The following is a 22,708-nucleotide window of genomic DNA, read 5'->3' as shown; positions in this document are numbered from 1 at the left end:
TAAATCTGAATTATTTAAAAGGAGGATGTAGTAAATGAATCAGAAACAGTTTCCGACTAAATTTAATCCGCAACATCAAAATAAGCAACCAGGTATCGAAAAGGAAATGACGCCAATACCGATATCAGATGATCCAAACTACACACCAAGTAGTAAATTAAAGGATAAAGTAGCCATTATTACTGGGGGAGATAGTGGGATTGGAAGAGCAGTTGCAATACTTTTTGCGAAAGAAGGGGCATCAGTTTTTATTCCATATTTAGATGAGGATGTTGATGCACAAGATACAAAGAAATTTATAAATGATTTTGGTGGAAATTGTGAAATAATGAGATGTGACATTAGAACAGAGGAAGTTTGTAAACAAATCGTTCAAAATGCATTTCAAACCTTCGGAAAAATTAACATTTTAGTGAACAATGCAGCTGTTCAATATCCTCAAAAGAACTTGGAAGACATTACGGAAGAGCAATTAAAAAGAACATTTGAAACGAATATTTTTTCAATGTTCTTTTTATCAAAAGCTTGCCTTCCACATATGAAACAAGGGGACTCTATTATTAATACAGCGTCAATAACTGCTTATAAAGGACATGATCAATTATTGGATTACTCTGCGACGAAAGGAGCGATTGTCACATTTACTCGTTCACTTTCTACAAATCTTGCTCAAAAGGGAATTCGTGTTAATGGTGTAGCTCCTGGACCGATTTGGACCCCGTTGATCCCAGCAAGTTTTGATGAACAAGAAGTAGCAAAGTTTGGTAGCACAACTCCGATGAAACGTGCTGGGCAACCAGTAGAGCTCGCACCAGCATATCTTTATTTAGCTAGCAATGAAGCTTCCTATATTACAGGACAAATCATTCATGTTAATGGTGGAGTAATTGTGAACGGCTAAACTAATAAAATGGTGCCATTTACAAAAAATGTAAATGGCACCATTTTATTAATATTTAGGTCGAAACGTGTGACAGCAAGTTTCACCACTATGTACAGCAGAAGTAGTTATCTCACCGTCTAAGACTGCATTTTGAATCGTTAAATCAAAGTCATTTGAGTATTCGTATGCTTCGGTTTGAACAAGAATTGAGTCTGCTTGGCAAAAGTTTCCCTGCCCCCAAAAATTACAATTTGCAACACTACATCTAATTTCTGGCATGAACCTCGCCCTCCTTTAGTTCTTATTTTCTTCATACTTTTCAATCTCATTCAGATTTAAAACAGTGCATTTATAGAAATTTTAGTAAGAATATTGTAAACTTTTGTTATATAGAAGGAGTTCGTAAGACTTTTATCGAATCTGAACTCTGATTAAGTATAGGAGGATAACAAAATGAAATGGGAAGCAACTTATGAAAAATGGATTCAATCACCGACATTAGATCAAGAACTTAAAGAACAATTAATTAATCTTGAGAATAATCACCTTATACTTAAGGAAAGCTTCTATCAAAATTTAGAATTTGGAACTGGTGGAATGCGCGGAGAAATCGGACCTGGAACGAATCGTATGAACATCTATACTATTCGTAAAGCATCTGCTGGTTTTGCAAAATATATTGAAAGCTTTGGAGAAGAAGCAAAAAACCGTGGAGTTGCAATTGCTTTCGATTCTCGTCATAAAAGTCCAGAGTTTGCAATGGAAGCAGCAAAAACACTTGCGACACACGGTATTAAAGCGTATGTATTCAATGAATTACGTCCTACACCTGAATTATCATTTGCAGTACGTGAGTTAAACTGCTTCGGTGGAATTGTCATCACAGCTAGTCATAATCCACCTGAATATAACGGATTTAAAGTTTATGGTGATGACGGTGGTCAATTACCACCAGCAGCTGCTGATCAAGTAATTGAATACGTTAATTCATTTGAAAATGAGTTGGAAATTGAAGTATCTTCAGAAAAAGAATTGGTTGAAAAAGGCTTAATACATAGATTAGATGAAGAAATGGACAAATTATATGTAGAGCAACTAAAAACTGTTGTTGTTAACAACGATTTAGTTCAAGAACATGGTAAGGATTTAAAAATTGTCTTTACTCCATTACATGGAACAGCATTACTACCTGCAACGATGTCATTAAAAGCAGTTGGCTTTGAAAATGTAACAATTGTTGAGGAACAAGCAAAAGCAGATCCGAATTTTACAACTGTAAAATCACCGAATCCTGAGGAACACGCAGCGTTTGAATATGCAATTCGTTACGGTAAAGAGATTGATGCGGATGTATTAATTGCAACTGACCCTGATGCGGACCGATTAGGAATCGCTACAAAAAATGAAAACGGTGAATATGTAGTCCTAACTGGAAATCAAACAGGAGCATTAATGCTTCATTATTTATTAAGCCAGCAAGATGTACCTTCAAATGCACTATTACTTAAAACAATCGTTACATCTGAATTTGGTCAAGTAATCGCATCAAAATTCGGTGTTAGTACAATCGATACACTAACTGGATTTAAGTTTATTGGTGAAAAAATTAAAGAATATGAGCAAACGAACGAATACTCATTCTTATTTGGTTATGAAGAAAGCTATGGCTATTTAATTAAACCATTTGTTCGTGATAAAGACGCAATCCAAGCAACAGTACTAGCTGCAGAAATAGCTACTTATTACAAAACAAAAGGTATGACTTTATATGAAGGCCTAAATAGCCTATATGAGCAATATGGCTATTACTTAGAAGGATTAAAGTCGTTAACATTAAAAGGGATAGAAGGTACAGAAAAAATCCAATCGATTTTAACAAATTACCGTCAAAACCCACCTGTTGATATAAATGGTCTAAAAGTTGTTACAGTTGAAGACTATAAACTTCAAGAGAAAACGACTTTAGAATCAGGAGAAAAAGAACAAATACTTCTACCTAAATCAAATGTATTAAAGTATCAACTAGAAGACGGTTCATGGGTGTGCTTACGTCCATCTGGAACTGAGCCAAAAATCAAGTTCTATTTCGGAATTGTTGGACAATCTCGTCAAGATAGCATCCAAAAATTGGATAGTTTACAACAAGCATTTATGGAAAAAATTGAAGTATTAGTCTAAAAAAAGAGCGACTATTTAGTCGCTCTTTTCATTTATTTTTAGTTAAGCTCTAATGATGAGATAAAAGATTGTTCCTCTGCACTTTCTTCCCTAGTAGCATGCTCAATATGTTGGAACATACCTTTTAGTTTTTCATCAATGATCGCTAAGTCCCTCTCGTATTTAAAGGCATGTAGAAAATGTTCGATACGCTTTGAAAAAAGTTCGTCTTTCGTATTTACCATTAACACGAGAAGCTTATCCCATTGACAACAATAAGTGTAATACAATGCTAAATCATAATCGGATTGTACTTGCATTGTGAACCTCCTTTTTAGAGGGTACACATAGTTTATGGCGAAAAAAATTAATTAGCCATGAGAGAATTTAACAAAAGGTTACGGTAGTGGTTAGGTAAAAAAAGGATGGTTAAGTGCTGAAAGGATAGGGAAAACAGGAAGTATAGTGTTGTGTTTTTTGTATTTTAGAAATACTTTATTGGTTTTGACAAATGGAACATAATTGCGATTCCGTATTTAATTACGATTATTGCAATTAAACAGAGATTCGCTGCCTACAATTTCAGAAAAAATCTTTTCCAAAACTTAAGTATACTTTTAAAAGAAACAGGGATAATAAGCTTAAAATAATAAGCAATACTGGAGAAAGTATGTACTCCGAACAGCCTTAAAATTTTTCTTACACAAAAATAAAAAAATTCAAATAATAAAGTTATATCAATCACATTGTACAAATAAAATGAACTACCGTATGAATTTTTTTCATACGTTTTTTTTTGTTTATGATTTCAAAAAATTTCGAATTAGGCAAATGAATATAGTAGAGATATGACTATTTTTACATTAATTCAAATTTCAGTTCATAGAATAATATAAGAAGAGACAGGAGGAGAGTGTGATGAAGGCGAGTGATTATAGAGCGTTGGAATATGCTATTGACGAAATTACAGAAATTGCGAGAGGATTTGGGCTAGACTTTTACCCAATGCGCTATGAAATCTGTCCTGCAGATATCATTTATACATTTGGCGCTTACGGTATGCCTACAAGATTCTCCCACTGGAGCTTTGGAAAACAGTTTTATAAAATGAAGCTTCATTACGATTTAGGGTTAAGCAAAATTTATGAATTGGTAATCAACTCTGATCCATGTTATGCATTTTTATTGGATACAAACTCTCTCGTTCAAAATAAATTAATCGTTGCACACGTTTTAGCTCACTGTGACTTCTTTAAAAATAATATTCGTTTCTCAAACACGAAGAGAGATATGGTTGAAAGTATGGCAGCTACTGCTGAACGAATTAAACACTATGAACATATATACGGAAAACAAGAAGTAGAAAATTTCCTTGATGCAGTACTCTCAATTCAAGAGCATATTGATCCATCATTGATGCGACCAAAACTGGCTTACGATTTAGAAACTGATTTCCCAATGAAAGAGAAAAAAAGAGTGACACCATACGATGATCTATGGAATATGGATCAAAGTAAAGAAAAGAAAAATGATTCAAACCTGATCCCAATTAAACGTAAACAATTCCCACCACAACCCGAAAAAGATATTTTATTATTTATTGAAGAATATTCTAGAGAACTAGAAGAATGGCAACGTGACATCCTGACTATGTTACGAGAAGAAATGCTTTATTTCTGGCCACAGCTTGAAACAAAAATTATGAATGAAGGCTGGGCAAGTTATTGGCATATAAGAATTATGCGAGAATTAAATCTTGATTCTAATGAAGCAATTGAGTACGCAAAGCTTAATGCAGGAGTAGTTCAGCCATCAAAAACAAGCATTAACCCGTATTATTTAGGACTAAGAATGTTTGAAGATATTGAAGAGCGATATAATAATCCAACAAAAGAAATGCGTGAGCTAGGTGTTAAACCTGGCTGCGGAAGAGAAAAAATGTTTGAAGTACGAGAGTTAGAGTCTGATAGTTCATTTATCCGAAACTATTTAACTAAAGATCTCGTCATGCGCGAAGATATGTATTTATTCCAGCGACAAGGTAAGGAGTATAAAGTCACTGATAAGGCATGGGAAAATGTTAGAGATCAGTTAGTTGTTAGTAGGGTAAATGGAGGATTCCCGTATATCGTTGTACAAGAAGGAGATTATTTAAAAAATGGTGAGCTTTATTTGAAGCATTCCTATGAACATATGGAACTTGATGTGAAGTATGTTGAGAAGGTCATGCCGTATATTCATCAGTTGTGGGGTAGAGGGGTTCATTTGGAGACAAATATTGAGAATAAATCTGTTTTGTTTAGTTATGATGGGAAGAATATTCATCGGAAGTATATTTAGAGCCACCTTTATTGGGTGGTTTTTTGTATGAATTGCTTTCTACTTAATTGGACAGTTAATACTCGGACGAAAGGAAAGGGGGGATTTTGAATCCCAAATATCTCCCTAACTCTTTCTTCAACTAGGCAGTGAATAAATAAAACGCCCAACTTATAATCGAGGCGCATTATTTTTTGTTATTTTCTTTTCATCCTTGCCAATTACAGTAACCACATATGGGTCATTTCTCACATCTATTGTGAGTTTGTCCGTCTTGATGAAGGTATTGATTTCTTGCTGTATTCTTTCTGCCAGTTTTTTGGCTTTCGGGTCTGTTGACTTCAATGTAACTCTTACTTCAATTAATAGAGGAAGTGGATGAAATGAGTACGAGAAGCCCCTTACTTTAAATTCTTTATTCTCCATTAGTCCACTGGCAAGGATATCAATGATACCGTTATTTTCCCATCTTATTTCTTGTTGGCGAGCTGTCATATCTGACTTCCGTATATCTATTTCAAAGTCTTTACCATATGGTTTGGACAGATCTCGCATCGCCTGATCCAACTCAGCATCTCTTTTCTCTGTTTTTGTAATTGATACATATATATATTTTTCAAGTTTATTGATTCGCACTTGAGGAGGAAACGGAGTTATGTATTTGTTATTCTTTAGGTATTCCTCTACCTTTGCTTGAAGTTCCCTCGATTTTTGTTCAAACTGCTTTTCTAACGGGGTCAAGTCTCTGCCTATATTCTCTCTAACTTTAGGACTTACCCGTTTTACAGTAATATCAAATTTCCCATAGTTCTCCGCAATCAACTTTGCATTAATATCTTTTATAACGTCAGATCGCAGTTTATCGACATGAAACTTTGAGCCTACGAGTGTAAGAGTTAATTTTTTATCATGCACAGATACATCCATTTGATATATATCCAATCCTTTTTCCTGAACTACTTCAAAAATAACGGAATCTAATGCCTGTTTATATTCTTTCTGGTCAATAAATAATCTAAAATAAGGAATATTTGCGACTACCTTAGCCATGGCAGGAGAAACATAAGTGGATGTTATTGTTAAAAGAATTAAAAACGCAGCTGCGATAATCCCATATAATGATCTCCTGATTTTCCTTGAACTTTTATGACTCAAAGGGACAACAGTGTCTTTCTTTTCTTAATAGACTCTAAAACAAGTTGTTTGTGCTTTTCCTCAAAACGCAGAACCAGATCCTTAGGATATCTCCATTTATTAATCATTAATTTCATCCTCCTCAAAAAAAACTTTGAGCTTCTTCCTTGCTCTATGAAGCCTGGTTTTGACTGTGTTTGAATTAATTGCTAACGATTCGGAGATTTCGCTTATCGACAGATCCTCATAATAATGAAGAATAATTACCTCTCTCAACTTGATTGGTAGTTCTAGCGTCTTATTAAAAATAACCTCATTCTTTTCACGATCCATAACCTCGGAATCCACCAAAGTGTCTTTCTTTAACATACTAAAGAAATCTTTATAATGAATATGTTTATAAGACCAACTACTAACATAATCTTTACATTTATTAACGGTAATACTGTAAAGCCACGTCTTGAATGAAGCTTTCTTTTGGAAACAATCGAGTCCATTATAGCAGCTAATAAATACCTCCTGCGCGATATCCTCTGCTACTTGTTTTTGTTTAACATATGTATAGGCAAGACGAACAATCATATTGCCGTACTCCTCCATCAGCCAGACTAACAGTTGCTCATTGGACATGTGACTGATTTCAGATGAACTTGAGATTTCTTCCCCTATTGTCTCTACTTGCATCTAAATCCCCCTTTCTTCACATACATTAGACGAAAGTGATAAATAAAAGGTTCCTAAAATATAAATTAATTTTAGAAAAAAAAATATATCAACTCTATTTATCACTGTAACTTAAAATCTATTAATGGCCTAGCGATATTCATGTAGCGTTCCTGAACAATCGGACCATATAATTGAGTAAGTTTTTTTGAATATCCCCCCATTATTTTATGCAACATCAGGGATACTTCAGTGTATGTAATCGTTGAATTGTCTAACGATGTATAAAATTCGATTCAATATATAAATTAAATAGTGATAAACTGAACCTTTGAACAGCAAGACCTTTAATAAGTAAATGTTAGTGTGGCAGAAAGGTGAACTGTGTAAATGTCAATACCTAATAATATTACTAGGGAACATATCATTAAGGCTTTAGAAGAAATTGACCAAATGGGAATAGAAAATTTACGGCCTCCATCTAAGTTTGAATTGTATTTCGATGGAAAGCGATACCCACCGAAGGAAGTGATTAGGTTTGCAAATGAAATTGCAAATGGCGATGACCTCTATAATTTTAGCGGTGGCGATGAATCCAATAACTTTTTGTTAAAAAATGGATTCTCTATTGTATTAAAAGGGACAGACCAAACTATTGGTATGGACTTCTCCCAGACTAAGGGCAAAAATTTAGAGCAGCTTATTGGAAAAGGCAATGTCTTTAATTCATTTGATGAAGCAAATTGGGCCTTTAATTTTATTCAAGACATGGTGACACAACTTGGTATACAAGGACCAGGAGATGAAAGACTTGCGATCACCTATCCAAAGGATCGAAAAACAATACATATAAACTTTTGTAGTTGGTTATTATCAGGTTTTTATAACAATAAACAAAATCAAACTTTCATGCTTATTCCTTTCACTGAAGCAAAAGAACTTGAAAGTGTTCAATCATCCGATCCTTTTTCAAAGAGTTTAGAGAGAAATGTAAGACTCTACTATATGCCGCTAGTGGATGTTCAGTCACTTCCTAAAACATTAGAAGAGAATTATAAAGACACACTCCAATACATTTTGAATCTATTTGAAACACAGAAACGTTCCCCTTATCGTATCCATAACCAGGTACAAATAGAGTCAGCAATTTTTAATTATGAGATGAGGGATAATCTCTTAATGAACGGATTGGAAATTGGGGTTAAAGACGAATCTGTACAGCATTTTTGGCTAACAGCTAATCCATCAATTTGGGATGTAAGCAAGATAAAGAATGGGGAGGCAGTTTTTTATACTGCTTACAATCAAGAAGGGAATAAGAGAAGGATCTTCAATGCTTTTCAATCCGCTCAACCAAAAGATAAAATCATATTTTATGAATCTACACCCCGAAAAGAAGTGGTAGCGTTAGGAGAGGTTTTGAAAGGATTCCATGAGGAACAACATGAGGGATTTTCTGAGCCGGTTAACGGGGTTTCCTTCCGTTATATAAGAGATGTAAATCCCATCTCTTGGGCTCAAATTTTGGCAGTGGAGGGATTGGTGAACTCTTCTCCAGTAAAAAATGCTGCACAAGGAAGCTTGTTTAAATTGACAAAAGAGGAGTATGAAACAATTCTTGCTTTAGAGGAGACAGAAATATCTACAGATGTACTCAAATTATCAAAAATTGATTTTACAACACCAATTACAATTGGAAACCTCCATTTTGAAGATGAACAAATTATTATTAAGCAGGCCCAAACTGCTATTAAGAATGGTAAAAATGTCATTTTGACCGGTCCTCCTGGGACCGGAAAGTCGAAGTTGGCAAAGGAAATTTGCCGAAGTTACAGAGTTAATTATCAAATGACTACAGCGACCTCAGATTGGTCAACCTATGAAACCATTGGAGGTTATCGCCCCTTAGCTGATGGAACATTATCATTTAAACCAGGTTTATTTTTGTCGTGCTTTAAAAATCCGAATACCTATCAACAGCAAAATGAATGGTTAATAATAGATGAAATGAATCGTGCGGATATTGATAAAGCGTTCGGAGCACTTTTTTCGGCTTTAACTGGAGATCCGATTACACTTCCATTTACGGCTGAAAGTGGGAACCAAGTTATGGTCCGCCCGCAAACGCTAGGAAACATCTCCAAAAATGATTACGATTACATGATTCCGAATGATTGGCGGTTAATTGGGACAATGAATACATTTGATAAAGCATCCCTTTATGAAATGAGCTATGCTTTTATGAGACGATTTGCCTTCATCCCAGTAGGTGTTCCTAAGAATATTACAGAGGAGCTAATTGTATCTTATCTAACTCATTGGAAGCTTGAGGGTTATAACTATATTCGTCCACTAGCACAATTATGGAAAATCATAAACGAATACAGACAAATGGGTCCTGCAATTGTGGAGGACTTAGCGAAGTTTTCGTATGAGGAGGGTGATTTTACATCAGCGGTTATTTTATATGCCCTACCACAGTTTGAGGGGTTAATGGAACATCAAATCGTGGAGTTTGTTAATAGAGTTGGAGAAATGGAAGAAATAGAGAAGGATCGTTTGATAAATTTTGTATATGATTTTTATCAGATTAAGGAGTAAATGATGAATCGGACTGAAATCATGGAAGAGATTAGTGACTTTCTGATTATTTATCTAAAAGATGGAAAGATTGGGATAAATTCTTTTATCAAGAAGGCACAATTAAATATATCGCAGTTTGAACAGCTGTTAATGATTCATTATTTACTTCGTGATGATGTTAAGCAGTTTGTTCGGGAATTGCCTATACTGATTCGCAACTTTAAAACTTCTACAAGAATGACAAATGAAACTTATATGGGAGAAGTACGAGGACAAATCCATTGGTCAAATACCGTGAAAGAACGTCTAAAGATAAATCATCTAGACCATACAATTTTTTCATGCAATGAATCAATTCGATCCTATGATATTACTGAAAACCTCGTCCTAAAAGAGTTGCTCTATACACTTTATAACATATTATTTTTTAAAATAGATACTACTCGTCTTGAGAATTACTCGTATTTTTCTGAGTGGAAAATACTGAAGGACATTGTTGAAGAAATGATTCGAAAAAATATCTATCTTTCAAAGGTAGATTCGAATCACAGCAAGGTCACTAACCGAATGATTATGAAAACATTGAGGCACCGTAATTCTTTATACAATCAAGCTGCTAAACTTCTCATGGATTATCGAGAAATTATGACAAGGAAGATTGACAAGGAAGTTTTGGAAGCATTGATTACTGAAACCTTTATCTTTCCTGAAAAAGAAGAAGTGTTATTTGAGTTGTTCTGGGTAATACAATTAATCAAAAACAGCACAGAAAATGCCCGGTTACGTCTTATTGATGGACGGAACAATCTTGTTGCAAGCTGGGAAACAGATGGACATTTATACCAAATTTATCACAACTCTACTGGATCTTCTAATATTTCGTTTAATATATCTTCTGAAGAAGTTGCTAGAGATGAACACCCATTTATCATGAAAAAACTAAGTTCAATGAAAGACGCTTTGAGGATTGCAAAAACTAGTTTGCAAAGCCATTTTGATGTTAATACCTTTTGGCGTGGTAGACCAGATATAATTGTAGAGGTTTATACAAAAGGAAAGGGTGAATTATTAAAAATCATTATTGGTGAAGTGAAAGATACAGATCGTACCGAATATGCTGTTACAGGATTACGTGAACTAATGGACTATATGGAATTGATTAAAGACAACCATGAAGGAGTTTACGTAAAGGAAAAAAACGAAGAAATGGTTGAAGGCAAGCTATTTATTGGGATGATTGATGTAAAGGATACAATGAATGAACGTATTAAAATACACTCCATGACTAATAAAAATGAAAAGTCACTAAATGTTACAGTCCATTTGTTATAAAATCTAACAACTTTTTTTATACTTAAAACAATAGAATGGAACATTGGAGATAAAGTAAGTCATAGTACCTGGTGAACTGGTACTGTTAAAAGCTTGAGGGAGCAGGTGAATTTCAGGCCATAATTGTAAATATGGAAATACAATAGCCACGTTTTGAGGCTTACACAAGAAAAAGCACCCAAATGGGGCTGTTGACAAATTAAATAGGAATCTGTATACCTGTGTAGATTTTAGTATATACAGGTTTTTTATTGGAGGAATTCTTATGATGGGTAGAAAAGAAGAAAGTATAAATAAATTAGAGTTTATTGATTTAAATGACTTTGTACCAAGTAACCATATTTTACGCCAAATTAAAGAAAAAATAGATTTCACTTTTATATATGAACATTTAGCAAAAATAGACGTAGAAGATTCAAAAATAGTACAGTGTTTCAAGAAATTTTTGATGATATTATAAGACTTTGTATTGAAAAAGGATTTGTTACTGGAGATGTGAAATAAAAGGTATTATATGTGAATTATAGAATTGAAGTAATTGACAAGTTAGAGATTCCCTACTTATATATATTGGAGGATTATAAATGAAAATACTTTCATGGAATTGCCGACGAGGGCTTCTTAGTATAGAAAAGTATGAAAAGCTATTGGGAGTTGGCTCTGATATTGCTGTAATACCAGAATGTGTGCACCCATCAAAAATTCAAAATACCAAACATTTCGACTCTGTTTGGAAAGGAAAAGAAGGTGGAATAGGTTTAGGAATATTCTCATTTTCAAATGATTATCAATTTTCACTCCTTGAAGATAAAATCAAATATGAGTGGTTTATTCCAATTAAAGTAACAGGGAAAACAGATTTTATATTGATCGCAGTTTGGATGATACGGACTCCAGGTTATTCTTCTTATGGTAAATTACTTTATACAGCATTAATGGAATATGAACATTTACTTAAAAATGAACGAGTTATTATTATCGGTGATTTTAATATAGATAAAAAATTAGCCACTAGTTATTCTGGAATTTCAAGAGGCCAAGGGTTTGAAAAAATCATCGATATATTTAGTAGGTATAATATTGAAAGTTGCTATCACTCTTTAAATCATGAAGAATATGGAAGGGAAAGTAAAGCAACTTACTATCATTATAATCATGCTGATAAACCATTTCATATTGATTATTGTTTTGTTAATGAAGAATTACTTCAAAATGTTACGAAATTTACTATTGGAGATTACGAAGAATGGCACAGATACAGTGATCATTCCCCTATAATTGTAGACATTTTATAGAAAAAGAAAGTTTCTTGAAAACATTCCTGCTATAAGTGCAGTTGAAGTAGAGACTGATGATGAAGGTGTGTTTGATATTTGCAACAATTGAATTTCATCTCACAATGAAAAATGGGAAATTGAAATCAAGCACTTACATGTAGGGAAATACTTAAGAGGAGGTACCAAACCATTGGTGCCTATACCTGTTTTAAATAAATATGGTTATACATTTATAAATAATACATTTGGGCGGTGTGAAAATGTTTACTACAATCTTTTTGTCCAGAACAATGTGCTACGGCACTTGTCCCGTGTATGACGTAGAAGTTAAAAACGATGGTACTGTTAAATGGAACGGACAAATGTACGTTGCGCGTCTTGGTGAAGAAGAATTCATGATTACCAAGAATAAAATCAAGAAATTAGAAATGTTACTGGAAGAGTTCGATTATCAGTCATTTAGCTATCCAGAGCCAGATGTGTTTGCAACTGACCATCCAACTTGCATAACTCGGGTGGAGTTTTCAGATGGATATGTGAAAGAAGTCGATCATTATTTGGGAGACATGGAGAGTAACAATACAGAACACAAACATTCATTACATAACCTTGAGATGTTCGAAAGAAAATTAGAGAAAATAATAGGCTTACGCAAATACATTCATCTTCCTCCATTGTATTTGTATCTTTTGAAATCAGAAAGTTACGAATGCGTGGTCTGTGCTTCCAATCAAGAAGAGGCGTTAAATTGTGCCAAGTCTAATTATCATGAAAATCAGTGGGAAATAAAGAAGATTGGGAAAGATACATCAACAGGTGACATGATGGTCTATCCTTATATTGTGATAAACAAAAAAAATGATGTATAAACTACAAATAAAACTTTTAAGGGGAGTAATGTGGATTTTGTGACTAATATTCTTAAAGAATTGACAGGAAAACGTCCTGTGTTTCAAGTGGAATTACTATTCAAAGTTTGTAGCAAAAGACAGCGAGTTTCGAAATTTATGTGTAGAGAAAAGTAAAATTGAATCCGTTTTGTTCATTATGACTAACCTGCCAGCAGGAGTAGTTCAACCTTCTAAAACAAGTATTAATCCATACTACTTAGGACTAAGAATGTTTGAAGATATTGAAGAGCGATATAATAACCCAAGCAAAGAAATGAGAGAGTTAGGTGTAAAACCTGGCAGTGGTCGAGAAAAAATGTTTGAAGTACGAGAATTAGAGTCCGATAGTTCATTTATACGAAACTACTTAACTAGATCTTGTCATGCGTGAAGATATGTATCTTTTCCAGCGACAAGGTAAGGAGTATAAAGTTACTAATAAAGCATGGGAAAATGTACGTGATCAACTAGTAGATAGTCGAGTAAATGGAGGATTCCCATATATCGTTGTTCAAGAGGGCGATTACTTAAAAAATGGTGAGCTTTATTTGAAGCATTCCTATGAACATATGGAACTTGATGTGAAGTATGTTGAGAAGGTAATGCCTTATATTCATCAGTTGTGGGGTAGAGGCGTTCATCTAGAGACGAATATTGAGAATAAGTCTGTGTTGTTTAGTTATGATGGGAAGAATATTCATCGGAAGTATATTTGAGGCCACCTTTTTATAGGTGGTTTTTATTTATTTAGAATGCACTGATGGGAATTTATGTTGTATAAGTGATTAGAATTTTTAATGAAAATTAGAATATTCAACCCAGTAAAAGAATCGAGATTATCAATATGAGTTGGAAAGGGTGCAATTAAAAATGAGTTATATAGAATACCAGACATTATGCATGATATTACAACAAGGAGAAACACTTAATCTGACATCACTTGGTATGTTAAAATAGATTGATAACTACATAATTATATAGATTGGAGAGGAGTAATGAATTCTTTTTTATTAAAAACCGGATTACTAACGGTATGTATGATCAGTTTGTTTTATGGGAAAGCCACAGCAGAATCAGAACCAGAATGGGCTTTGAAATGTGCAAATCAATATGGTGCCATTACATCAAATGAAAACCCAACTTTCCAACATATTAACTGTTTGTTGACAAACGCTGCAATTCAAGCAGATATTCCCCCAGAAGTTGTAAAAGGTATTGCCACAAAAGAATCCGATTGGAGACAATTCGTAGATGGTAAGCCGTACATCTCGAAGGACAATGGAATTGGGATTATGCAAATCACAGATAAAACATTAACAGAAGAACAGAAAGAACGCTTAAAGAATGATATCCTTTACAATATCGAAACAGGCGTACGTATACTTAATGACAAGGCCAGTTTGACATCGCTTCCGCACATTAATGGAGCAGGACGAGATATCATTGAAAATTGGTATTTTCCTGTTATGGCGTACAATGGTACCGTGCCAGTGAATAGCCCTTTATTTCAAGATACTGGAGAAATTAATCATGAAGCATATCAAGAGTTAGTTTTCGGAAAAATCAAAAAAGATAGTTATTTGGACGGTACCGATTTAGCAAGGTATCCATTTGATGTAAAGGATTTCAATTATGATAGAACAAGTGATGACCCTATTGAATTCTTAAAGTCCGAATATATTGTAGAGGGTGTTCATGCGACAACTATTGAATTAAAAGCAGGGGACCGAGTACTGACAACAAAGGATAAAGTTAATTTACGAAAAGGACCAGGTGCATCGGGTATTGAAAAAGTTTTGCCAATTAATACATCTTTAATCATTGAGGGTCCATTTGAATTTGATGAGGATAAGACAAGCAAGAACCAATTTGTCTGGTTTCCAGTGAAAACACTAGATGGGCAATATGTTGGATCCATTTCATCGGCTTATATCGAGAAACAAGTTAACACGGTTTCTTCGGTTATTAGTGGGGTAATCAGCGAAGATCGAGTTTTAACAAAAGAGGGCTCACCATATATTCAAACAGGTCCCATCGTGATTAATTCTGGGGTAACACTGACGATAGAACCTGGGGTTGAGCTGATTGGGAAAAATGGATCGCCGATTTCGGTTAATGGTAAATTAATTGCTGTTGGTACAGAACAAGAGCGGATCAAGTTGCAAGATGTCTATGTAAAGGGCAGTAATTTTAATAACAGCATGATTCAAATTGAATATGCGGACCATTTTTATCCATCAAGATACAATGGTGGTTTTCTAGTAACAACTATAAATAAAAATGTTACTCTTCGCTATAACCAGTATCGAAATGGATCCATATCGCTTTCCTCATCAGTTTTGGATTCTATCATTGAACATAACTTTTTTAGCCAAAAAGCAACTCTAAATGTTAATAATGGTCTTGGGAAGATTATTATTAAAAATAACACTTTCATCAATCCACTTGACTATTATGTTCCAGACATAAAGTTGACTAGTAGAGATCCTGACGGTGGAATTGCTAACATTTTTATTAACGAAAATAATTTTTTCGGTTACCCTCGGCTGAAGGTGGATATCTCTGGATATAAAGGGATTCTTTTTGATGGGAAAAATAATTATTGGGGCGTGACTGATACAAAACAAATTAGCCAAGGGATAGTTGATGTGAATGATAATATTAACTATCGTGACAAGCTAGATGTATCAACAATTTCGTATAAACCTTTTGATAACAGTTACCCAATAGGAGCATTGGAAGCACCGGTTGTAGCAAAAGTAAGCGATCGTGATCAATTGGTTAGCGGCATAACCGATGCGGATAGCCTTGTAGAAATTTATAATGGCGATGAGAAGATTGGTGAAGGAGATTCGCATCATGATGGAAGCTTCCAGATTCCAATCAAACTTCAAAAAGTTGGAACAGAATTAAAGATTAAGGTTAGAGATAGCTTTAATAGAACCAGCCCAATCACCAAAGTGACAGTTTTGGATGAAACACCACCAGAAGTTCCTATCGTAAATGAAGTGACTGATAGTGCAGTAGAAATCACAGGTAAAGCGGAGCCATTTTCTACCGTTGAGGCAATGATCGCTAGTGAATCACTTGGTACTGATGTATCAGATGAATATGGTAATTTTTCAATAGCTATCGGAAAATTAAAGGCAGATACACAAGTACTTATATTTGCAAAAGATGCATCAGGAAATATTAGCGAGGCTAAGCATGTTACTGTGGTGGACCGAACACCACCAGCAGTTCCACAGCTCTTAACTAATGAAATAACAGATCAAATGGCAAAAATTAGTGGTGTTACGGATAAAGGATCGATTATTAAAGTTGTAGCTGGAGAAACAGTCATCGGCTCGGCCTATGCGGAGGATGGCACGTTTTCAATAGAATTTCAACCACAAGCAGCCGGAACGATGATTGAAGTTTTCGCAGAAGACCTGTTCCACAATAGTAGTGAATCCGTTCGATTAACTGTGAAAGATGTTACACCGCCATGGTTGAAACTTTCATTTGATTTTCCAGTAACAGATGCATCGAATAAAGTTAAAGGCAACTCAGAATCAGGTGCAAAGATTATCATCATGAAGGGTGAGGAACTTATAGCTGAAGACTATGCTAAAGAGGATGGAAGTTTTGAAATACCGATCTCACTGCAAAAAGCAGGTACTGTTTTAACCGTGACTGCAAGTGATACTGCAAATAATGTGAGTCCTAGTATTAGGACAACAGTTATTGATAAAACTCCACCATCAGAACCGTCAGTTAATTCAGTTAACAATAAAGCAGTTGAAATTACAGGGAAAACAGAAGCAAAAGCAACTGTTAAAGCTGTTATAGGTAGTAAAACTTACAGTTCTTCTGCTGATGCAAATGGCCAATTTAAAATAATTATCCCGGTTCAACATAGTGGAACAGTGATTTCTGTTACTTCAACTGATCTTGCCCAGAATCAAAGTCAGACTATAAAGGTGACAGTTTCAAGAATAGTTCCTGATATACCAGTGGTTAATACAGTAACAAACAAATCGACTACAGTAACAGGGATAACCGAAAAAGCAACCAAGGTTTTCGTGAAGGCGGGCACGTTATCATATAGCGGCATTGCTGGCACTGATGGAAAGTTTATAGTTAGGATACCTGCTCAAAACAATGGTGTGGAATTAAGCATTACCTCGCAGGATGCAGCAGGTAACATCAGCTTACCAATGAAAAAGCAGGTTACTAGAGTTGCTCCTGATATACCGGTAGTTAATACAGTAACAAACAAATCTACCACAGTAACTGGGATATCAGAAAAAGCAGCCACGGTTATTGTGACAGCTGGGAAATTATCATATAGTGGCAATGCTGATTCTTTAGGTAAATTCACTATCAAGATACCTACTCAAAATAGTGGCGTGGAATTGAGCATTACGGCGAAAGATAAAGCAGGTAACATCAGTTTAGCTCAAAATATGCGGGTTACTAAAGTTGCACCGAATGTACCTGCTGTTAATCCAATCAACAATAAAGCTGCAACGGTTACCGGAAAAACCGAGAAATATGCAGTAGTAACTGTTAAAATTGGCACAAATTCATACAGTGCTAACGCTGATAGTGTAGGGAATTTCAAAGTGTCGATACCGATCCAAAACAGTGGGATATCAATTAATGTAACTGCAACTGTTGCAGGAAAAGTTAGTAATGCTAACTCTTTAAAAGTTACTCGTGTCGCACCGAATATACCCGTTGTGAGTTCAGTTAGGTATTATTCAACAACAGTTACTGGAAAAACTGAAAAATATGCAGTTGCTTCAGTAAAAATTGGTACAAAAGTTTATACGTCTCAAGCAAATATCTACGGGGATTTTAAAGTAAATATACCAAAGCAAAAAGCTGGTACATATTTAGATGTAACGGTAAAGGATGCCAAAGAATTAATTAGTGCAACAAGAACGGTAAAGGTTTATTAAAATTTGCATGAAATATGAAAAAGCAGTGGAACTATAGTCCACTGCTTTTTCAGTTCATCCCTAAATATGAAGCATCTTCTTTGTCAAATTAAAGAAGCCATATATAGTTATTTCATTTTTTCTAGATTTCTAATCGGTTAAGATCATTATTAGCTGCACTAACACTAATAAATTCTAAATATTAACTTTGAAAAAAGAAGATCTTTAAGAGAAACAAGGCTGGGCAAGTTACTGGCACATCCGAATCATGCGAGAACTAAATCTCGACTCAAATGAAGCAATCGAATATGCAAAACTAAACGCAGGCGTTGTTCAACCATCGAAAACAAGTATTAATCCATATTACTTAGGACTAAGAATGTTTGAAGATATTGAAGAGCGATATAATAACCCAACAAAAGAAATGCGCGAGTTAGGTGTAAAACCTGGCAGCGGTCGAGAAAAAATGTTTGAAGTTCGTGAGTTAGAGTCTGATAGTTCATTTATACGAAACTACTTAACTAAAGACCTCGTCATGCGCGAGGATATGTATTTATTCCAGCGACAAGGTAAGGAATATAAAGTCACTGATAAGGCATGGGAAAATGTACGAGAACAACTTGTAGTTAGTCGAGTTAATGGAGGATTCCCATATATCGTTGTTCAAGAGGGCGATTATTTAAAAAATGGTGAGCTTTATTTGAAACATTCCTATGAACATATGGAACTTGATGTGAAGTATGTTGAGAAGGTAATGCCTTATATTCATCAGTTGTGGGGTAGAGGGGTTCATTTGGAGACGAATATAGAGGGGAAATCTGTGTTGTTTAGTTATGATGGGAAGAACATTCATCGGAAGTATATTTAATCCTAGATTTTTAGATGGATAAAAAATGTTACAAAAGACGAACAATGTATAAGTAGTACAAATATGATTAGACTAAAACATCATTCGATTTGAATGGTGTTTTCAATTTAACTAAAAAAGTTAACATATTTTTGCCTATTAAAAACTATGATGTGATATTAATTTAAACGTGAGAATAGGATTTACTGGAAGGAGCTGAAATATATGTTAACTGTATGTTCCAAAATTGTAGTTCCATATGATAATTCTGAATTAGGCAAAAAGGCATTAGTAACTGCAATGAATATAGCAAAACAAGATGAAGAGATAGAATTGATAGTTATTATAGTTGTAAATATTCCTTATACCGTCTCGTATTACCGAATGATGCTTGAGGCAGAGATCTCAGCAGCTCAGGAAATACTTAATGAAATTGAGAAAAAGTTAAATTCTCTGCCAAACAAGACAAAATCATTTGTTTTGGAAGGTAACCCTACTGAAACGATTGTGAATTTCGTTAAGCAGGAAGACGCCGATCTGGTTGTGATGGGAAGTCGTGGTTTGAGTGGATTAAAAGAAATTTTCTTAGGTAGTGTCAGTCATTATGTATTGCAAAAAGCTACTTGTCCAGTATTAATCGTTAAATGATTGAATTTTATTTTAAGCAAGGTTTACAAATTTTTTTACTTCCAAAGCTTGTGAGATTAGTAGGGTGAGTATCTAATATAAAATATATTTTTATTATGAACTTACTAAAATTTTATTTAAAAATAATAATAGAAATTAATATAGGAGGATCAAATAGATGTTAGATGTATGTTCAAGAATTGTAGTTCCGTATGATAATTCTGAGCTAAGTAAAAAGGCTTTGGAAATGGCAATTACGATGGCAAAACAAGATAAAAGTATCGAATTGAATGTAATTACAGTATTTCATGTACCTGTTGATGTTACTTACTATGGTACTTTGAATGTGGAAGAGATTCGCCAAACAGAATACGATATAGCAAAAATAGCTCTTAATGCAGTAGATCAAAAGCTGAAAGAACTTCCTAACAGTACAAAAACATTTGTATTGGAAGGAATCCCTTCTGGTACGATTGTTGATTTTATCAATAATAATAAAGCCGATCTTGTTGTAATGGGAAGTCGTGGATTGAGTAAACTGAAAGAGTTGTTCTTAGGAAGCGTCAGTCATTATGTTGTGCAAAAAGTTGCTTGTCCAGTATTCATTGTTAAATAATAACTTGGTAATTTTGGTTTAACTTGATGCTATTTTTCTGTAAAATTTACAAATATTGTAAAGTGCGACAACAAAGGATGGGACTGTTTCAAAAATTAATCTCTACCTATCTTTTAAATCAGTCGAAACAACATCAAATATGATGTAGATCATATTGTAACAGGATATGGTATAGCTAATTAAATTAGCAAGAAAGATCATATCTCAATGAACACTAGAATTAATCAATATAGCCCATCCGAAATTTCGGTATTGCTGACATATGAGGCAAAAAGGCTTGGATTCATTGTTTAAACAATTAGATATATGATTTAAATTAAATACAATTTTCATATAAATTAATGTCATACCAATAATAAAGAAAGAAATAGTATTTTAGGACAGATTATGCGATATCAAATTTAAAAAAATAAATAATAAATTTCTTTTTAACCTCCACCGAAACATTAAATTTCACATTGTACATATTTTTAATTGTTAATAAATATATAATAGTAATTCGTACAAGAGGGGGCAAATAAATGGTAAATAAAAAAGTAGACGGATATGATGTTGTTGTTTCTGATAATCCCGTTTCTAATTTTTTATTTAATAGTAGTAAATCTGCTTGGATTTGGTTACTTGTTCGTTTTTACTTGGGGTATGAGTGGCTTTCTGCTGGATGGGATAAAGTAAATTCAGATGTTTGGACTGGATCAAAAGCTGGTGTTGTAGTAAAAGGGTTTACTCAAGGAGCTTTAGCAAAAGCTAATTCTAATATGCTGCACCCAGATGTAACAGGTTGGTATGCTAGTTTTTTAAAGCATACGGTACTTCCAAATGCTAAATTCTTTTCTTATTTAGTAGCATATGGTGAAGTTCTTGTAGGATTAGGTTTAATATTAGGATTACTTACAGGAATTGCTGCATTTTTTGGTAGTTTAATGAGTGTAAGTTACTTATTTGCGGGAACACTTAGTTCTAATCCACTATTGTTTATTTTAGCTACATGGCTAGTTCTAGGGTGGAAAGTGGCGGGATGGTATGGTTTAGATCGTTGGGCTCTTCCATTTTTAGGGACGCCTTGGGAAAAAATTTATAAAAAAGATACAAAACAAGTTACTAATAAAGTGTAATTAAATAGATATAAGAAATGCACTAAGCTTTGTATTTTATGAAAAATCATTGATTGATTCATCTTTTTTGACTTTTTTATTGCCGCTAAAATTAATATGTATTTACTGAAAATAATAATGTTCCTTATTCAAATACACTTTCCATAAGTATAATAGTAACAGTGATATAAATAGAAAAAGGGTCTTAAAGTAAGATCCTTTTTCTATTGCAATAAGGTAGGTCTTTAAAATCTTAAGGAGACGGAAGGCTGGGCAAGTTTTTGGCACATACGCATCATGCGTGAACTAAACCTCGATTCAAACGAAGCAATTGAATACGCAAAACTAAACGCAGGAGTAGTTCAACCTTCTAAAACAAGTATTAATCCATACTACTTAGGACTAAGAATGTTTGAAGATATTGAAGAGCGATATAATAATCCGACCAAAGAAATGAGAGAGTTAGGTGTTAAACCTGGCAGCGATCGAGAAAAAATGTTTGAAGTACGAGAGTTAGAGTCTGATAGTTCATTTATACGAAATTACTTAACTAAAGACCTTGTCATGCGTGAAGATATGTATTTATTCCAACGACAAGGTAAGGAATATAAAGTCACTGATAAGGCATGGGAAAATGTACGAGATCAACTTGTAGTTAGTAGGGTGAATGGAGGATTCCCTTATATAGTTGTTCAAGAGGGCGATTATTTAAAAAATGGTGAGCTTTATTTGAAACATTCCTATGAACATATGGAACTTGATGTGAAGTATGTTGAGAAGGTAATGCCTTATATTCATCAGTTGTGGGGTAGAGGGGTTCATTTGGAGATTGGAGACGAATATTGAGAATAAGTCAGTGTTGTTTAGTTATGATGGGAAGAATATTCATCGGAAGTATATTTAGGACCACCTATATAAGGTGGTTTTTTGTATGAATTACTTTTTACTTAATTGGATAATTAATACTTGGACGAAAGGTAAGAGGGGGATTTTGAATCTCTACCTAACTCAACAGTTTAGGTCCAATGAAATGTACAATGGCGGCAAAGAGCTTGTCGATAGGGTATAAGCCTATTTCCTTAATTGGTGCGTTTAAAAAATTTGCGACTCTATATGGAGATAAAAAATACCATTGCTTAATTCATCATGTCGATTCAGGCAATCCAGAATCTACTAGAGGGAAGCCTGTTCAAAAAGAAGTCCAACAAATATTAAATTTTGAAATTAAAGAAAAGAGAAATTTTCTCCTAAAAAAACATGAAGTATATGTTCCATTTGAAATCATAGATTCAAAAGAGAAGATGGATCTATTAAAAGCTTTTATAAAGAATAAATATGGAATTCTTTTTAGATAGAGATTA

Annotated in this window: 17 protein-coding genes and 3 pseudogenes; 16 read left to right on the top strand and 4 right to left on the bottom strand. The window is 34.1% G+C overall.

Going from position 1 to position 22,708, the window contains the following annotated elements:
• Window positions 1–34: 34 nt before the first annotated feature.
• Complete coding sequence (locus MY490_RS18070) at window positions 35–901, top strand: SDR family oxidoreductase (RefSeq protein WP_248266913.1); 867 nt, start codon at window positions 35–37, stop codon at window positions 899–901.
• Between the two features lie 48 nt (window positions 902–949).
• Here MY490_RS18070 and MY490_RS18065 read toward each other — a convergent pair whose 3' ends face one another.
• Window positions 950–1,162 carry a DUF1540 domain-containing protein gene (locus MY490_RS18065; protein ID WP_056471273.1) on the bottom strand — a complete coding sequence of 71 codons (213 nt, stop codon included), beginning with the start codon at window positions 1,160–1,162 and terminating at the stop codon, window positions 950–952.
• Between the two features lie 174 nt (window positions 1,163–1,336).
• On the opposite strand from MY490_RS18065, the gene MY490_RS18060 reads away from it, so the two are divergent.
• Window positions 1,337–3,061: a phospho-sugar mutase gene (locus MY490_RS18060; protein WP_248266912.1), complete on the top strand. Its 1,725-nt coding sequence runs from the start codon at window positions 1,337–1,339 to the stop codon at window positions 3,059–3,061.
• Between the two features lie 38 nt (window positions 3,062–3,099).
• On the opposite strand, the gene MY490_RS18055 is transcribed toward MY490_RS18060, so the two are convergent.
• Window positions 3,100–3,360: a YhdB family protein gene (locus MY490_RS18055; RefSeq protein WP_248266911.1), complete on the bottom strand. Its 261-nt coding sequence runs from the start codon at window positions 3,358–3,360 to the stop codon at window positions 3,100–3,102.
• Window positions 3,361–3,958: 598 nt separating this feature from the next.
• Between MY490_RS18055 and MY490_RS18050 the strand changes: the two genes are divergently transcribed.
• On the top strand, window positions 3,959–5,380 hold the full coding sequence (locus MY490_RS18050; RefSeq protein ID WP_248266910.1) for a SpoVR family protein: 1,422 nt from the start codon (window positions 3,959–3,961) through the stop codon (window positions 5,378–5,380).
• Between the two features lie 150 nt (window positions 5,381–5,530).
• Here the strand turns inward: MY490_RS18050 and MY490_RS18045 are convergent, their stop codons facing one another.
• Complete coding sequence (locus tag MY490_RS18045; protein WP_248266909.1) at window positions 5,531–6,514, bottom strand: DUF4179 domain-containing protein; 984 nt, start codon at window positions 6,512–6,514, stop codon at window positions 5,531–5,533.
• Window positions 6,515–6,613: 99 nt separating this feature from the next.
• Window positions 6,614–7,177 (bottom strand): sigma-70 family RNA polymerase sigma factor, encoded by a 564-nt coding sequence (locus MY490_RS18040; protein WP_248266908.1) that lies wholly within the window; start codon window positions 7,175–7,177, stop codon window positions 6,614–6,616.
• A gap of 369 nt (window positions 7,178–7,546) precedes the next feature.
• On the opposite strand from MY490_RS18040, the gene MY490_RS18035 reads away from it, so the two are divergent.
• From MY490_RS18035 to MY490_RS17975, 13 genes and pseudogenes are all read left to right on the top strand, one after another.
• A complete protein-coding gene (locus MY490_RS18035) occupies window positions 7,547–9,757 on the top strand; it encodes an AAA family ATPase (protein ID WP_248266907.1) in 2,211 nt (736 codons plus the stop codon).
• 3 nt (window positions 9,758–9,760) lie between these two features.
• Entirely contained in the window at window positions 9,761–11,071 is a 1,311-nt protein-coding gene (locus MY490_RS18030; protein WP_248266906.1) for a hypothetical protein, read from the top strand.
• A gap of 265 nt (window positions 11,072–11,336) precedes the next feature.
• Entirely contained in the window at window positions 11,337–11,531 is a 195-nt protein-coding gene (locus MY490_RS18025; protein WP_248266905.1) for a hypothetical protein, read from the top strand.
• 124 nt (window positions 11,532–11,655) lie between these two features.
• Window positions 11,656–12,366 carry an exonuclease/endonuclease/phosphatase family protein gene (locus MY490_RS18020; RefSeq protein WP_248266904.1) on the top strand — a complete coding sequence of 237 codons (711 nt, stop codon included), beginning with the start codon at window positions 11,656–11,658 and terminating at the stop codon, window positions 12,364–12,366.
• Between the two features lie 242 nt (window positions 12,367–12,608).
• Window positions 12,609–13,217, top strand: a complete 609-nt coding sequence (locus tag MY490_RS18015; RefSeq protein WP_248266903.1) for a DUF6438 domain-containing protein — start codon at window positions 12,609–12,611, stop codon at window positions 13,215–13,217.
• A 187-nt stretch (window positions 13,218–13,404) separates the two neighbouring features.
• Window positions 13,405–13,954: pseudogene (locus tag MY490_RS18010) on the top strand (SpoVR family protein); the annotation flags it as partial.
• Between the two features lie 279 nt (window positions 13,955–14,233).
• Window positions 14,234–18,184: an Ig-like domain-containing protein gene (locus MY490_RS18005; protein WP_248266902.1), complete on the top strand. Its 3,951-nt coding sequence runs from the start codon at window positions 14,234–14,236 to the stop codon at window positions 18,182–18,184.
• Between the two features lie 214 nt (window positions 18,185–18,398).
• Window positions 18,399–19,031 (top strand): annotated as a pseudogene (locus MY490_RS18000) (SpoVR family protein); the annotation flags it as partial.
• A gap of 204 nt (window positions 19,032–19,235) precedes the next feature.
• A complete protein-coding gene (locus tag MY490_RS17995; protein WP_248266901.1) occupies window positions 19,236–19,658 on the top strand; it encodes a universal stress protein in 423 nt (140 codons plus the stop codon).
• Window positions 19,659–19,815: 157 nt separating this feature from the next.
• Window positions 19,816–20,253 carry a universal stress protein gene (locus MY490_RS17990; protein ID WP_248266900.1) on the top strand — a complete coding sequence of 146 codons (438 nt, stop codon included), beginning with the start codon at window positions 19,816–19,818 and terminating at the stop codon, window positions 20,251–20,253.
• 521 nt (window positions 20,254–20,774) lie between these two features.
• Window positions 20,775–21,368 (top strand): DoxX family membrane protein, encoded by a 594-nt coding sequence (locus MY490_RS17985; protein WP_248266899.1) that lies wholly within the window; start codon window positions 20,775–20,777, stop codon window positions 21,366–21,368.
• A gap of 243 nt (window positions 21,369–21,611) precedes the next feature.
• A pseudogene (locus MY490_RS17980) lies at window positions 21,612–22,251 on the top strand (SpoVR family protein); the annotation flags it as partial.
• Between the two features lie 148 nt (window positions 22,252–22,399).
• On the top strand, window positions 22,400–22,702 hold the full coding sequence (locus tag MY490_RS17975) for a hypothetical protein (RefSeq protein ID WP_248266898.1): 303 nt from the start codon (window positions 22,400–22,402) through the stop codon (window positions 22,700–22,702).
• Window positions 22,703–22,708: the final 6 nt, after the last annotated feature.

It is taken from the genome of Gottfriedia acidiceleris (assembly GCF_023115465.1).
GTDB lineage: Bacteria > Bacillota > Bacilli > Bacillales > Bacillaceae_G > Gottfriedia > Gottfriedia acidiceleris_B.
This window is presented reverse-complemented; position numbering and strand designations above follow the sequence as displayed.

Coding starts and splice junctions, on each gene's coding strand:
- MY490_RS18060 (WP_248266912.1), top strand. CDS start 1,337: ATGAAATGGGAAGCAACTTATGAAAAATGGATTCAATCACCGACATTA.
- MY490_RS17985 (WP_248266899.1), top strand. CDS start 20,775: ATGGTAAATAAAAAAGTAGACGGATATGATGTTGTTGTTTCTGATAAT.
- MY490_RS18035 (WP_248266907.1), top strand. CDS start 7,547: ATGTCAATACCTAATAATATTACTAGGGAACATATCATTAAGGCTTTA.
- MY490_RS18025 (WP_248266905.1), top strand. CDS start 11,337: ATGATGGGTAGAAAAGAAGAAAGTATAAATAAATTAGAGTTTATTGAT.
- MY490_RS18030 (WP_248266906.1), top strand. CDS start 9,761: ATGAATCGGACTGAAATCATGGAAGAGATTAGTGACTTTCTGATTATT.
- MY490_RS17990 (WP_248266900.1), top strand. CDS start 19,816: ATGTTAGATGTATGTTCAAGAATTGTAGTTCCGTATGATAATTCTGAG.
- MY490_RS17995 (WP_248266901.1), top strand. CDS start 19,236: ATGTTAACTGTATGTTCCAAAATTGTAGTTCCATATGATAATTCTGAA.
- MY490_RS18050 (WP_248266910.1), top strand. CDS start 3,959: ATGAAGGCGAGTGATTATAGAGCGTTGGAATATGCTATTGACGAAATT.
- MY490_RS18005 (WP_248266902.1), top strand. CDS start 14,234: ATGAATTCTTTTTTATTAAAAACCGGATTACTAACGGTATGTATGATC.
- MY490_RS18015 (WP_248266903.1), top strand. CDS start 12,609: ATGTTTACTACAATCTTTTTGTCCAGAACAATGTGCTACGGCACTTGT.
- MY490_RS18020 (WP_248266904.1), top strand. CDS start 11,656: ATGAAAATACTTTCATGGAATTGCCGACGAGGGCTTCTTAGTATAGAA.
- MY490_RS18070 (WP_248266913.1), top strand. CDS start 35: ATGAATCAGAAACAGTTTCCGACTAAATTTAATCCGCAACATCAAAAT.
- MY490_RS18040 (WP_248266908.1), bottom strand. CDS start 7,177: ATGCAAGTAGAGACAATAGGGGAAGAAATCTCAAGTTCATCTGAAATC.
- MY490_RS18055 (WP_248266911.1), bottom strand. CDS start 3,360: ATGCAAGTACAATCCGATTATGATTTAGCATTGTATTACACTTATTGT.
- MY490_RS18065 (WP_056471273.1), bottom strand. CDS start 1,162: ATGCCAGAAATTAGATGTAGTGTTGCAAATTGTAATTTTTGGGGGCAG.